Source organism: Shimia haliotis (genome assembly GCF_900114415.1).
GTDB classification, from domain to species: domain Bacteria; phylum Pseudomonadota; class Alphaproteobacteria; order Rhodobacterales; family Rhodobacteraceae; genus Shimia; species Shimia haliotis.
Map to the genome: position 1 here is coordinate 46,514 of NZ_FOSZ01000006.1, position 13,208 is coordinate 59,721.

Consider the following 13,208-nt stretch of genomic DNA (forward strand, 5'->3'; position numbering starts at 1 on the left):
CTCTAGAGCACGATCACGCTGGTTCCGGGAGCGGCGTGGCGGGCCATGAATGCCATGTGATCGCGGCGGAAGGCGATGCAGCCTTCTGTTGGGTAGCACCGCCGTCTCCAGCTGTGCAGGAAGATCGCGGAACCTTTGCCGGATTGCGCAACAGGCCAGTTCCAATCTGTCAGCAGGATCATGTCATATAGTGGATCGGCGCGGCGCAAGCGCTCGTGGCTGAGCGCATAAGGCGCGCGGACAAGTTGATTGTAGTGCGCATCTCCGCTGGCGTCGGACCAGAGGTCGTCTTTGCCGATGGGTTGCGCCCATGGCGCGGGCGCAGGCAGGCGGTCGGCGCGGTAGAGCAGGCCGGTGATTTTGTGATGCCCGCGCGGCGTGGCTCCGTCGCCTTCCCGCTTGTCGGTCAGGATACCGCCCTTGCCTATGGTGCAGGGGAAGTATTGCCCCATGAAACGCACCCCGCGTTTGGTCAGTACAAGATCGAAGGGGGTCACAGCATGTGGCCCGATTTGCTGGCTTTGGTGGCGAGGTAAGCCGTGTTGTGGGCGTTTTCGCCAACTTTCAGCGCCACACGCTCGGCGACCGAAATGCCTGTGGCCTCCATCATTTCAATCTTGCGCGGGTTGTTGGTCAAAAGACGGACCGAGGAAAACCCCAATTCTTTGAGGATCTTGGCGCCGATGCGGAAATCACGTTCGTCATCTTCAAAGCCAAGGCGGTGGTTGGCCTCGACTGTATCAAAACCCTGATCCTGAAGAGAATAGGCGCGCATTTTGTTGGCAAGGCCGATGCCGCGACCCTCTTGGTTGAGATAGAGCAGAACGCCAGCGCCTTCGCCGCCCATTTGCATCAGCGCTGCGTTGAGCTGAGGGCCGCAGTCGCATTTCAGAGAGCCCAAAACATCGCCGGTAAAGCAGGCGGAATGCAGGCGCGCGAGGACGGGTTTGTCGCGCGCCGGGCGGCCAATTTCGATGGCATAGTGTTCTTCGCCGCCGTCTTCGGGACGGAATATATGCAGTCGGCCGGCGTCTGCGGCGCGGATTGGCAGGCGGGCGTGCACAACAGGGTGCAGAGGGCTCGATGCTGCAAGATGAGGCGCGGCGAGGTCGGCGGGAATCACGGTGAGGCCGTGTTCCAGCGCAAAGGTGGCGGCGTTCTTGAGCGTGAGGGCCAGAGCCGCAGGCAGGAGCTGCGCGGATTTCACCAGTTTGATCGCGGCGCGGTGCAGGTCAGGCGCACCATCACGTTCAGTGGCGAGCGGGCCTTTCATCGGGGTGCGGAGGTCGTCAGCGGGATCAGCAATAGCGCGCAGCCATGTGAGGTCGGCATCCGAAGGCAGGCGCACGCGGGCAATGTCGCCGTCATAAGCGCGAGCCTTGAGCGTTTCGGCGCGGCGGCCGGTGATGACGAGATGAGGCACGCCGCCTAGGTCACGCAGGTCAGCGAGGCGATCACGGTCCAGTGTTTCCGCGCTCATCACCAGAACAGCCTGACCGCCGCCGGTCATGACGATGGGCACCCCCATGCGCAGGTCTGCACGGGCGCGGGCAATGCGTTCGACGATGTCTGGTGAAAAACTCATCTGGTCCTCGCGACTTAGCGCATCACATGTAGCCCCCTTTGCAGCAATATGAAACATTTGACCTCACAGAAACACGAGGGCGTGAAGCGATTGCAGTAAATCTTGTTGTGGCTTTCCTACGTATCCATGTCGTGAACAGAAATTGATACGAAGTGAAACGTGGAGGACACGGATGGCACAGTTGAAGAAAATCCTGCTGGTGGATGATGATGAGGATCTGCGCGAGGCTCTGTCGGAGCAGCTGATTATGACTGAGGATTTTGACGTCTTCGAAGCTGGCAACGGGTCCGAAGCGATGAGCCGCGTCAAGGAAGGTCTTTATGACATCATCATTCTGGATGTGGGACTGCCGGACACCGACGGGCGCGAGCTTTGCCGCTTGATGCGCAAGCAGGGGGTCAAGAGCCCTGTGTTGATGTTGACTGGGCATGACAGCGATGCGGACACCATTCTTGGTCTGGATTCCGGCGCGAATGACTATGTGACCAAGCCGTTCAAGTTTCCTGTGCTTTTGGCGCGTATCCGGGCGCAGTTGCGCCAGCATGAACAAAGCGAAGATGCTGTGTTTGTGCTTGGGCCGTATACGTTCAAGCCTGCGATGAAGATGTTGATCACTGAGGATGAGCGCAAGATTCGCCTCACCGAGAAAGAGACCAATATCTTGAAGTATCTCTATCGCTCGACAGATGGCGTGGTGGCACGGGATGTGCTGTTGCACGAGGTTTGGGGGTATAACGCGGGTGTGACGACACACACGCTGGAGACCCACATTTACCGTTTGCGCCAGAAAATCGAACCGGATCCCAGCAATGCGCGGTTGTTGGTTACGGAAAGCGGGGGTTACCGCTTGGTGGCATGAGTTTTGGCGGAAATTCGCCGCTTTGATGCGAATTCTAATTATTCGACATCGAAGTAGAAGGAATTCTGCAACACTCTACCTATATGAATGTTGTGAGAACACCCGCTCATGTCCGGGCAATGACATGACCTCCCTGTTGGACTGACCCGGGCTTCGGCTCGGGTCCTTTTTTTGGGTCAGGTTTTGTTGACCTCGATCAAAGACGCATTTGAACTACATCTTTAGAGTGGGTGTTGAAAATGTTCCCGCCTATGTCCGGGTTATGACATAGACCTCCCTGTTGGACTGGCCCGGGCTTTGGCTCGGGCCCTTTTTTGTTCACGCTGCAAATACGCAGGAAATCGCATTGGCAATGCCGGTGGGCCGAAGGTAGGGTGCGGGCAGATTTGATCCGGAGACCCTGCATATGTCCTTTACTCTTGCCACTTGGAACATCAATTCGGTGCGGCTGCGGGAGCCGATTGTACTGAAGCTTTTGCAGGAAGAAGCGCCGGATGTGCTTTGTTTGCAGGAGTGCAAAAGTCCGGTGGACAAGATCCCCACTGAGGGCTTTGCGGCATTGGGATATACCCACATGGTCGCGCGTGGGCAGAAGGGGTACAACGGTGTCGCTATCCTGTCGAAGATTCCGATGGTCGAAGCGGGCAGCGAAGATTTTGCCGATCTCGATCATGCGCGTCACATCGCGGGCAAGCTTGAGAACGGCGTGACCATCCATAATTTCTATGTGCCCGCGGGCGGCGACATTCCGGATCGGGAAAAGAACGAAAAGTTCGGACAGAAGCTGGATTACCTGACGGACATGCGGGACTGGTTCCACAAAGAAAAGCCGCAGAAATCGGTTCTGGTGGGAGACCTGAACATCGCGCCCCGCGAGGACGATGTCTGGGACCACAAGAAGCTTTTGAAAATCGTGAGCCACACGCCAACCGAGGTGGAGCATCTGGCACAAACCCAAGAGGCGGGCGATTGGGTGGATGTGACGCGACAGGACATCCCTGAGGGGCGTCTGTATAGTTGGTGGAGCTACCGCGCGCGCGATTGGGATGCGGCGGACAAAGGGCGGCGGCTGGATCACGTTTGGGCGACAGGCGACATTTCAAACGCCGCGCATGGCAGCCGGGTTTTGCGGGCGGCGCGAGGCTGGGAAAAGCCAAGCGATCACGCTCCGGTGTTTGCCACCTTTGACCTTTGAATTTGTCGCGCTTGGCCTCATATAGAGGCCAACGCATATAAAGGACGACCCCAATGCTTGAACTTGGACAAGGCAACGGTGCAACGGCGCCGGCCGACAGCGATCTGATCAAAGACGTCTCTGAGGCAACTTTCATGGCTGACGTGGTGGACGCGTCGATGACTGTGCCGGTGATCGTGGATTTCTGGGCGCCATGGTGTGGCCCATGTAAAACCCTCGGCCCCGCGCTTGAGGCGGCGGTCACAGCGGCTGGCGGCGCCGTGAAGATGGCGAAAATCAACGTCGATGAAAACCAAGGCATTGCCGGGCAGATGCGCGTGCAGTCGATCCCAACGGTCTATGCCTTTTTCCAAGGTCAGCCGATTGATGGTTTCCAAGGAGCCCTGCCGCAGAGCGAGATCGAGGCCTTTGTGGCCAAGGTCGTAGAAGCCGGTGGCGGTGCGATGCCTGACGATGGTTTGGAAGGTGCGTTGGCCGCGGCGGAAGAGATGCTTGAGGCCGGTGACGCACAGGATGCTGCGGAAACCTTTGCCGCCATTCTGGAGCAGGACACCGAAAGCGTTGCGGCCTTTGCTGGTTTGGCACGTGCAAACATTGCGTTGGGCGCGCTGGATCAGGCGGAAGCTGTGCTGAACGGAGCGCCGGCAGCCTTTGCCGATGCGCCCGAAGTTGAAGCCGCGCATGCGCAGCTGGCACTGGCGCGGCAGGCAGAAAATGCCGGCCCTGTCGCCGAGCTGCGGGCAGCGGTTGAGGCGGACCCGAGCGATCATCAAGCGCGACTTGATCTCGCACAGGCTTTGCATGGCGCGGGTGAGGTCGAAGCGGCGGTGGATGAATTGCTGGAACTGTTCCGGCGCGACCGCGAGTGGAACGATGGTGCCGCGAAGGCGCAGCTTTTCACGATTTTTGAGGCTCTGCCAGCCAATGATGCGGTGGTTCTGAACGGTCGGCGCAAGTTGAGTTCGTTGATCTTTGCCTGATTGGCAAAAGCGGAGTAGGCTGGCGCCATGATCAAGGCGGCGGATCTTCCAAACACGATCGCGGTTTTCCCTCTTCCGGGGGCGTTGTTGCTGCCGCGATCGCGTTTGCCCCTACATATTTTCGAGCCGCGTTATCTTGCGATGCTGGATGATGTGTTAAAAACGCCGGAGCGGATGATCGGCATGGTGCAGCCCAATGAGGTGCCGGGCCGCGAAGGGCCGGGGCTTCAGGTGATTGGTTGTGCCGGGCGGATCACGCAATTTACGGAAACCGAGGACAATCGTTATTTGATCACGCTTACCGGCGTGTCGCGGTACCGGATTTTGGCGGAGGTGGATGGTTTCACGCCTTATCGGCGGTGCAACGTTGATTGGACGGGGTTTGACCGCGATCTGGGGCAGACGGAACATGACGAAGCCTTTGCGCGGCCGGCATTTCTGGCGCTTTTGCAACGATATTTCGAGCAGTTGCAGTTGCAGACCGACTGGGAAACCCTCAAGGATGCGGATGATGAGTTGCTGATCAATTCCTTGTCGATGCTTTTGGATTTTGGCGCTGAGGACAAGCAGGCCTTGCTTGAGGCGCCAAGTTTGAGCACGCGGCGGGAAACCTTGGTGACTCTGTTGGAATTTGCGCTGCGCGGCGGTGGTTCAGAGGATTTGATACAATGATGGAAAACGTGATCGAGCCGGGGTTTGACCGACGCATGCTGGAAGCTCTGGTGTGCCCCGAAACGCGGGCGACGTTGGAATATGACGCCGAGAAACAGGAATTGGTTTCGCGCGGCGCGGGGCTGGCTTTTCCGATCCGCAATGGCATTCCGGTGATGCTTGTGGATGAGGCGCGTACGCTGGATTGATGAGGGAAGGGGGCCAGCCATCCTTGGCCTGCGGCCAATTCACCCCGAGGTATTTTTGGCAATAGGAAGATGCGGGATCAGCGCATCAGCTCAGGCAGCTCGCCAGTCAGGCCTGCGGCCTCGCGCATAAAAGTGCGGCGCAGGGCGGGGACTTTGCCGACAAGCCCCATTCCGATGTCGCGTCCCATGCGGAGAAGCGGGTTGTCGTTTGAAAACAACTTGTTGGTGAGGTCGGTGGCGGCCACCAGCGCATGCGTGTCAAAGCGCCGCCATTCCTGATAGCGCTCCAGAACCTGAATGGCGGCGATGTCTTCACCGCGCGCCTTGGCCTCGGTCAGGATTTGAGCGAGGGCGGCCACGTCGCGCAGACCGGCGTTGAGGCCCTGGCCCGCAATCGGGTGCATTCCGTGCGCCGCATCACCGACAAGCGCCACGCGGTTGGTCACGAAGTGGTTCGCTACGGTCAGATTCAACGGATAGGTGAAGCGAGCGCCGGCGAGGGTGATTTCCCCTAGGAAATCACCAAAGCGCGGGCGCAGGACGGCGAGATAGTCCTCGTCTGGGAGGGCATTGATGCGCGCGGCGTTTTCATCGGTCTCGGACCAGACAATCGAGGACATGTTGCCCGGTAAGGGCAGGATCGCCAGCGGGCCCGGGGGCATGAAGAATTGATGGGCGACACCGTTGTGCGGTTTTTCGTGGGCAATGGCGCAGACAAGCGCTGTTTGACCATAGGCCCAGCCGGTGCGTTTGATGCCGGCCCGTTGGGCAACACCGGATTGGCGGCCGTCGCAGCCCACAAGAAGGCGGGCGCGTCGGGTGGTGCCATCCGAGAGCGTGACAGTGACGCCGGATGCGTCAATGGCCTGGTCGGTGACGCCGGTTTCGGGGATCAGGGTGATGGCTTCGTCGGCTTCCATCGCGGCGAGGAAGGCTCGGAAGAGGAAGCGGTCTTCGAGCATGTATCCCATGGGGCCTTCCTCGAGATCGCTGTGATCAAAGTGCAGAAAAAATGGCGATGGACCTTCGCCTGCGCGGCCATCGGAAACTTTGACATCCAGCATAGGCTGGGCATTGGTCGCAACAGATTGCCAGATGCCGATCTTGTCCAGAAGGCGTTTTGAGGCCAAGGCCAGTGCATAGCCGCGGCCGTCGAAATTGTCGCCTGCACGGATCGTGGCGGGGCGGGCGTCTACCACGGTCACGGAGAAGCCTGCGCGGCTAAGGGCGAGGGCGAGGGCGGGGCCGTTGAGGCCGCCACCGGCGATGAGGATATCGGTGTCAAAGCTCATGAGGCCAATATGGGGGACGGTTCGGGATTGTCCATGTGCGATTGCGCCGCTACCGTCTGCTGAGCGGAAATACGGGGACGCAACATGTTGCATTGGCTGGAAATGAGCGCGGCGGATTTGGGGCGCGGGATTGGCGACGGATCGATTGATCCTGTGGCGCTGACGCAGGCGTTTTTGGGAGCGATTGACAGCAGCGATCACAAGGACCGGATTTATGCGCGTGTGACGCGGGAGCGTGCCATGGCTGAGGCTGAGGCCGCGGCCGAGCGCGCGCGTGCCGGCGAGCGATTGTCGGTGCTGGATGGGGTACCGGTCAGTTGGAAAGACCTGTTTGACACTGCCGGAGTTGCGACCGAGGCAGGGTCTCTGTTGCTGAAGGACAGGGTGCCCGGGCGCGATGCGGAGGTGTTGCGCAATGCGACCGCTGCGGGGCTTGTGTGCCTTGGCAAGACGCATATGAGCGAGCTGGCGTTTTCAGGGCTGGGACTTAACCCAATGACGGCAACGCCGCCTTGCGTGAACGATCCCAAGGCAGTGCCCGGCGGGTCGTCCTCTGGCGCGGGGGCGTCTGTGGCCTTTGGTTTGGCGGCGGCTGGGATCGGGTCGGACACTGGAGGGTCGGTGCGCATACCGTCCGCATGGAATGATCTGGTGGGGCTGAAGACCACGTCGGGGCGTCTGTCAAACGACGGAGTGGTGCCGCTGTGCCGGACCTTTGACACGGTGGGGCCATTGTGCCGAACGGTGGAAGACGCGGCGTTGTTGCTTGCCATTCTTGAAGGCGGCACGCCCGCGGACCTGCAAGGGGCGACGCTAGAAGGTAAGCGGTTTGCGGTGCTTGAGACCGTGGCACTGGACGGGGTGCGCGAAGCCCCGATGGCGGGGTTTGAAAAGGCGTTGCACCGGATGCAGCAAGCGGGCGCCACTCTGGAATTCTTGAAAGCGGGCGAAGTGGCACGCGCGATGGAGCTGACGGGGCCGCTTTTCACGTCTGAGGCTTACGGCGAGTGGCGTGACGAGATCGAGGCCGCGCCTGATTTGATGTTTGACCAGATTCTGGAACGGTTCCGTGCAGGGCAGTCGTTCTCGGGGCCGGATTATGTGGATGCGTGGCAGGCTCTGGAGGAGCATCGGGTGCGCTGGACGGCGCGGATTGCAGGATTTGACGCGGTGTTGTTGCCGACCTCGCCGATTTTACCGCCGGACGCGGTGCGGTTGATGTCGGATCAGGAATATTATGTCACAGAAAACCTGATGGCTTTGCGCAACACGCGGATCGGGAACCTGATGGGGAGCGCATGTGTGAGCTTGCCGACCGGTATTCCCAGTTGTGGCATCATGTTGTTGGGCGCGCCTATGTCCGAAGAGCGATTGCTGCGTTTGGCGGCAGCGACAGAGGCGGTGTTGCAATAAAAGCCCCCTCAGGGGGCATTTTTGCCGGAAAGAAGAAGTTTAGTCAGTTTTCCGCAAGAAAGACGGGTGGCGCGGAGGCCACAAGTGGCGGAAGTCGCGGCATTTTAGTGGACTGGCGGATTTGCATTGGGTAACTTGGGTGCAAACGGGGCGCAATGATCCCGAACCTGAGGCAGTATGAATATGATGTTTCCCGAGCGGTTTTCGAACCTACCGGCCTATGCGTTTCCGCGCCTGCGGGCGTTGTTGGATCACCTGGAACCAGGTGGTCCCGTTGTGCATATGACCATCGGTGAACCCAAACATGCCTTTCCAAGCTGGGTTATGGACGAGATTGCCGCGAATGCTGCGGAGTTTAACAAATATCCGACCAACGAAGGTACGCCGGAGCTGTTGCAGGCGATTTCGGAATGGATCGCGCGTCGGTACGGCGTCGGTGTTCCGTCGGCGCAGATTATGGCTCTGAACGGCACGCGTGAGGGGCTTTATAATGCGGCGATGGCGCTGTGCCCTGAGACAAAAAATGGCGCGCAGCCGATCATTCTGACGCCGAACCCGTTTTATCAGGTCTATGCGGTGGCGGCGGCATCAGTCGGCGCTGAGGCGCGGTTTGTGCCTGCGACCGAGGCCAGCGGGCATTTGCCCGATTTTGCAGCTTTGGATAAAGACGTGTTGGATCGCGTGGCGATTGCCTATGTTTGTTCTCCTGCAAATCCGCAAGGCGCGGTTGCGGATGAGGCATATTGGCGGGATCTGATTGCGCTGGCCGAAGTCCATGATTTCAAAATTTTCGCGGATGAATGTTACAGTGAGATTTACCGTGACACGCCGCCAACGGGGGCCTTGCAGGTTGCGGACAAGATGGGCGCGGATCCGGAACGGGTTCTGATATTCCATTCGCTGTCGAAACGATCAAACTTGCCGGGATTGCGGTCAGGTTTTGTCGCGGGCGGGCCGGAGAGCATCCGCCGCATTCGTCAGCTGCGTAACTATTCCGGTGCGCCGTTGCCGCTGCCATTGCAGCGCGCGGCGGCGAAGGTCTGGGCCGATGAGGCGCATGTGGAAGAGAACCGCCGCCTTTATGCCGAGAAGTTCGATGTGGCAGATGAGGTTCTGAGCGATGTGCCGGGGTATACGAGCCCGCAGGCCGGATTTTTTCTGTGGCTGCCGGTGGACGACGGCGAAGAGGCCGCGGTGAAGCTGTGGACAGAGACCGGTGTTCGGGTGTTGCCCGGCGCCTATCTGAGCCGCGATGCTGAAGGGTATAACCCCGGCAAAAAATTTATTCGGGTCGCCTTGGTGGCCCCAAAAGACGAGGTACGGGATGCGCTGATGAAACTGCGCGCCTGTATCTACGGATAAAAACGAGGACGGTAACGAGATGGCATATCAGGCGCGTGGACGAGGCCCGCTTTTGGACAGTGCAACACAGGCCGCGGTGGAAAAACGAGGCAAAGAGCTGATTGGTTTTGTGCTGATCGCGCTTGGACTGATGGCGGGGGCGATGATCGTGTCCTACACGCCGACGGACCCGAGTTTCCTGTCGGTGACTGATGCGCCTGTACAGAACTGGATGGGCTGGATCGGGGCGTCGATTGCCGCCGGTTTGTTTGTGATCATCGGGTTTGCCAGCTGGGGCGTCGCCGCGGTTTTGACCGTTTGGGGTGTCCGTTTGGCACTGCATATCGGCGAGGAGCGCTTGCAGAGCCGGATTATTTTCGCACCGATCATGTTGGCCTTAGGCGCGATTTACGGATCGACCATGGCACCGGCCGACAGTTGGGCGCATGACTTTGGTCTGGGCGGATTGTTTGGCGATACAGTGACCGGATTTCTTCTGACCGTTCTGCCGATCGGAGCCCAGACAGGCGTCAAGGTGCTGTCTTTGATCACGGGTGTCGCATTTGTGGCGATGGCTCTGTTTACGCTCGGATTTACCAAGAGCGAGCTTCAGGGGTTTGCCCGTCGTGTCGCCGTTGGGCTTGTGCTGACCTATGACAAGCTGATGACCTTGTTGGGACGTGGTGCCAGCGGTGCCGTTGCCGGCGCGTCGCAGGCGGCAAAAACCATGCAGGTCAAGCGGCAGGAACGGCGCGAGGCGGCCGAGGCGCGCGTCGTGCAGGCGGCCGCAGACGGATGGAACGATGCGGTGATCGAAGAGGACGACGAGGCGACCATCGAAGAGGTTGCGCCGTTCTCCAAGCCGCGTCTGCGGATGCCTTCTCTGATCAAACGTGCCGATGCGGCGCCGGCTCCGATGCCGGAGCCTGAACTGGTTGAAAACATCTTTTCGCAGGACATCGAAGATGCGCCGGGCGGAGAGGAACGGATCAAATCCAAGATTGCCGACGTGATGCGCAACCGCGCCCGTCGTGGTGAGGCGGTGTCTCCGCCTGATTTGCATCCCGAATTGCATCCCGATCTGTACACCGACAAGCCTCTCACCAAGGGGCGCGGGCGTGGACCGGATCCGTTGGTTCTGGACACAGATCCGCAGCCGCAAGCGATGCCGCAAGCCGCGCATCCGATGGAGCCGCCGTTGACCGGTGGGCTTGGCGTGCGCGCAGAACCGATTTTGTCGGCCAGCATGGCTGCTCCGACAGCAGTGGCACCGGTGCCGCCTGCGCCGGTCGCGGACGAGATTTTTGTTGAGGACGACCATTGGGAAGAACCGGTGGCCTATGAGCCGCAGGCGGTGCCGATCCCAGAGCCGAAGAAGGTTGTCCAGCCGCGCCAGAACAAACCGGTGCAGCCGTCAACACGGGCCAAGGCTGAAGCGCAGCCGTCGCTGGCGTTTGAAGAAAACCACATCGAGTACGAGCTTCCGCCGCTCAACCTCTTGGAAAATCCGATGACGATTTCGCGTCATCATCTTTCGGACGAAGCGTTGGAAGAAAACGCGCGGATGCTGGAAGTGGTGCTGGATGACTATGGCGTCAAAGGCGAGATTGTCTCTGTGCGCCCTGGTCCGGTTGTCACGATGTATGAGCTTGAGCCCGCTCCGGGTCTTAAGGCGAGCCGTGTGATTGGTCTGGCGGATGATATTGCGCGATCCATGAGTGCTTTGTCCGCGCGCGTGTCCACGGTGCCGGGGCGGTCTGTGATCGGGATCGAATTGCCCAATGAGAACCGCGAGAAAGTTGTACTGCGTGAAATCCTGAGCGCGCGTGATTTTGGCGACAGCAATATGAAGCTGCCGTTGGCGCTGGGCAAAGATATCGGCGGCGATCCGGTTGTTGCCAACCTTGCCAAGATGCCTCACCTGCTGATCGCCGGTACAACCGGCTCCGGTAAGTCGGTGGCGATCAACACGATGATCCTGTCGTTGCTATATCGCCTGACGCCGGAAGATTGCCGGTTGATCATGATCGATCCCAAGATGCTGGAACTGTCGGTCTATGATGGCATTCCGCACCTGCTGTCCCCTGTTGTGACGGACCCGAAAAAGGCGGTTGTCGCGCTGAAGTGGGTCGTGGGCGAGATGGAAGAGCGCTATCGCAAGATGTCCAAGATGGGCGTGCGCAACATCGACGGCTACAACAGCCGCGTTGCCGATGCGTTGGCGAAGGGCGAGACATTCTCGCGCACCGTGCAAACGGGCTTTGACGATGACACGGGCGAACCGGTGTTTGAGACCGAGGAAATGACCCCGGAGAAAATGCCCTATATCGTCGTGATTGTGGACGAGATGGCCGACCTGATGATGGTGGCTGGCAAAGAGATTGAGGCCTGTATTCAGCGTCTGGCACAGATGGCGCGGGCCTCGGGTATTCACCTGATTATGGCCACGCAGCGTCCGTCGGTGGATGTGATCACCGGCACCATCAAAGCGAACTTCCCGACGCGGATTTCGTTCCAAGTGACCAGCAAGATCGACAGCCGCACCATTCTTGGTGAGATGGGTGCTGAGCAACTGCTGGGCATGGGCGACATGCTTTATATGGCGGGCGGCGCAAAGATTACCCGTTGTCATGGTCCGTTCGTAAGCGATGAAGAGGTCGAAGAGATCGTGAACCACCTCAAGAGCTTTGGTCCGCCAAGCTATATCGGTGGTGTCGTTGAAGGGCCGGATGATGAAAAGGCCGGCAACATCGACGCGGTTCTGGGGTTGAACACCGGCGGCAACACCAATGGCGAAGATGCGCTTTATGATCAGGCGGTGGCGATTGTGATCAAGGATCGCAAATGTTCGACCTCCTATATCCAGCGCAAACTGGCGATCGGGTATAACAAGGCCGCCCGTTTGGTGGAGCAGATGGAAGACGAAGGATTGGTCAGCGCGGCCAACCATGTCGGAAAACGCGAGATTTTGGTGCCCGAGCAATAAAGCCCGCATAGGCAATGGGTTGCTGACACAGTATTGTGACCGCCGTCAGGGGCTGAAATCCTGGCGGCGGTCACTTAGTTTAAGGATATGAAAACGTTGAATAGCTTTGTCGCTCCCGCCGTTTTGGCCGCTTTGGTGGCTGTGCCTGCTCAGGCTGAGCAGATTTCGCTGAATGCCCTGTCGGAGTATCTCAACGGTATGTCGACAGTGCAGGCGGATTTTACCCAGATTTCTGACGATGGATCGGTGCAGACCGGCACGCTGTATATCAAGCGGCCCGGCAAAATGCGGTTCGAATACAACCCGCCGGAGAAGGCGCTTGTACTGACCTCCAACAATTCTGTGGCGATCTTTGACGGTCGGTCGAACCAGCCACCTGAGGTCTATCCTTTAAAACGCACGCCCTTGTCGATCATTCTGGCGAAGGATGTGAACCTTGGGCAGGCGAACATGGTGGTGGGTCATGACTTTGACGGCACCGCGACCATTGTCACGGCGCAAGATCCCGAAAACCCCGAGATCGGAAATATCCAATTGAAGTTTACGGCGGAACCGGTCGAGCTGCGGCAGTGGGTTATCAACGACAGCGCCGGTGGACAAACCACAGTTATCCTAGGCGACACAAAAGCCGACGTACCGCTTAGGAACCGGATTTTTGATATCGATCGGGAACGGCGCGGCGCGAACTAGAGTTCGC

Annotated in this window: 12 protein-coding genes; 9 read left to right on the top strand and 3 right to left on the bottom strand. The window is 59.2% G+C overall.

From position 1 onward, the window contains the following. Nucleotides 1–2: 2 nt before the first annotated feature. On the bottom strand, nt 3–497 hold the full coding sequence (locus BM069_RS14280; protein ID WP_093324697.1) for a L,D-transpeptidase family protein: 495 nt from the start codon (nt 495–497) through the stop codon (nt 3–5). Next, a complete protein-coding gene (ribA, locus tag BM069_RS14285; RefSeq protein WP_093324698.1) occupies nt 494–1,585 on the bottom strand; it encodes a GTP cyclohydrolase II in 1,092 nt (363 codons plus the stop codon). Before ribA ends, BM069_RS14280 begins: the two co-directional genes overlap by 4 nt. 172 nt (nt 1,586–1,757) lie before the next feature. Here ribA and BM069_RS14290 point away from each other — a divergent pair, with 172 nt between their 5' ends. From BM069_RS14290 to BM069_RS14310, 5 genes are all read left to right on the top strand, one after another. Next, nucleotides 1,758–2,444, top strand: coding sequence for a response regulator transcription factor (locus tag BM069_RS14290; RefSeq protein ID WP_093324699.1), 687 nt, complete (start codon nt 1,758–1,760; stop codon nt 2,442–2,444). Between the two features lie 406 nt (nt 2,445–2,850). Beyond that, nucleotides 2,851–3,639 (top strand): exodeoxyribonuclease III, encoded by a 789-nt coding sequence (locus BM069_RS14295; protein WP_093324701.1) that lies wholly within the window; start codon nt 2,851–2,853, stop codon nt 3,637–3,639. A 53-nt stretch (nt 3,640–3,692) separates the two neighbouring features. Next, on the top strand, nt 3,693–4,619 hold the full coding sequence (locus tag BM069_RS14300) for a thioredoxin family protein (protein ID WP_093324702.1): 927 nt from the start codon (nt 3,693–3,695) through the stop codon (nt 4,617–4,619). Nucleotides 4,620–4,646: 27 nt separating this feature from the next. Beyond that, complete coding sequence (locus BM069_RS14305; protein WP_093324704.1) at nt 4,647–5,291, top strand: LON peptidase substrate-binding domain-containing protein; 645 nt, start codon at nt 4,647–4,649, stop codon at nt 5,289–5,291. Then, on the top strand, nt 5,288–5,479 hold the full coding sequence (locus BM069_RS14310; RefSeq protein WP_093324705.1) for a Trm112 family protein: 192 nt from the start codon (nt 5,288–5,290) through the stop codon (nt 5,477–5,479). Before BM069_RS14305 ends, BM069_RS14310 begins: the two co-directional genes overlap by 4 nt. A gap of 77 nt (nt 5,480–5,556) precedes the next feature. On the opposite strand, the gene BM069_RS14315 is transcribed toward BM069_RS14310, so the two are convergent. Next, the gene (locus BM069_RS14315; protein ID WP_093324707.1) at nt 5,557–6,771 is read right to left on the bottom strand and encodes an FAD-dependent monooxygenase; all 1,215 of its coding nucleotides are present in this window, start codon (nt 6,769–6,771) and stop codon (nt 5,557–5,559) included. Between the two features lie 84 nt (nt 6,772–6,855). On the opposite strand from BM069_RS14315, the gene BM069_RS14320 reads away from it, so the two are divergent. From BM069_RS14320 to BM069_RS14335, 4 genes are all read left to right on the top strand, one after another. Then, nucleotides 6,856–8,184, top strand: a complete 1,329-nt coding sequence (locus BM069_RS14320) for an amidase (protein ID WP_093324708.1) — start codon at nt 6,856–6,858, stop codon at nt 8,182–8,184. 183 nt (nt 8,185–8,367) lie between these two features. Further along, entirely contained in the window at nt 8,368–9,546 is a 1,179-nt protein-coding gene (locus BM069_RS14325; RefSeq protein ID WP_093324966.1) for an aminotransferase class I/II-fold pyridoxal phosphate-dependent enzyme, read from the top strand. 19 nt (nt 9,547–9,565) lie between these two features. Beyond that, a complete protein-coding gene (locus BM069_RS14330) occupies nt 9,566–12,511 on the top strand; it encodes a DNA translocase FtsK (RefSeq protein WP_093324710.1) in 2,946 nt (981 codons plus the stop codon). A gap of 87 nt (nt 12,512–12,598) precedes the next feature. After that, a complete protein-coding gene (locus BM069_RS14335) occupies nt 12,599–13,201 on the top strand; it encodes a LolA family protein (RefSeq protein ID WP_093324711.1) in 603 nt (200 codons plus the stop codon). Nucleotides 13,202–13,208: the final 7 nt, after the last annotated feature.

Bases quoted from the DNA above. Each gene is read 5' to 3' on its own strand.
- ribA (WP_093324698.1), bottom strand. From the start codon at position 1,585: ATGAGTTTTTCACCAGACATCGTCGAACGCATTGCCCGCGCCCGTGCA.
- BM069_RS14290 (WP_093324699.1), top strand. From the start codon at position 1,758: ATGGCACAGTTGAAGAAAATCCTGCTGGTGGATGATGATGAGGATCTG.
- BM069_RS14295 (WP_093324701.1), top strand. From the start codon at position 2,851: ATGTCCTTTACTCTTGCCACTTGGAACATCAATTCGGTGCGGCTGCGG.
- BM069_RS14300 (WP_093324702.1), top strand. From the start codon at position 3,693: ATGCTTGAACTTGGACAAGGCAACGGTGCAACGGCGCCGGCCGACAGC.
- BM069_RS14305 (WP_093324704.1), top strand. From the start codon at position 4,647: ATGATCAAGGCGGCGGATCTTCCAAACACGATCGCGGTTTTCCCTCTT.
- BM069_RS14310 (WP_093324705.1), top strand. From the start codon at position 5,288: ATGATGGAAAACGTGATCGAGCCGGGGTTTGACCGACGCATGCTGGAA.
- BM069_RS14315 (WP_093324707.1), bottom strand. From the start codon at position 6,771: ATGAGCTTTGACACCGATATCCTCATCGCCGGTGGCGGCCTCAACGGC.
- BM069_RS14320 (WP_093324708.1), top strand. From the start codon at position 6,856: ATGTTGCATTGGCTGGAAATGAGCGCGGCGGATTTGGGGCGCGGGATT.
- BM069_RS14325 (WP_093324966.1), top strand. From the start codon at position 8,368: ATGATGTTTCCCGAGCGGTTTTCGAACCTACCGGCCTATGCGTTTCCG.
- BM069_RS14330 (WP_093324710.1), top strand. From the start codon at position 9,566: ATGGCATATCAGGCGCGTGGACGAGGCCCGCTTTTGGACAGTGCAACA.
- BM069_RS14335 (WP_093324711.1), top strand. From the start codon at position 12,599: ATGAAAACGTTGAATAGCTTTGTCGCTCCCGCCGTTTTGGCCGCTTTG.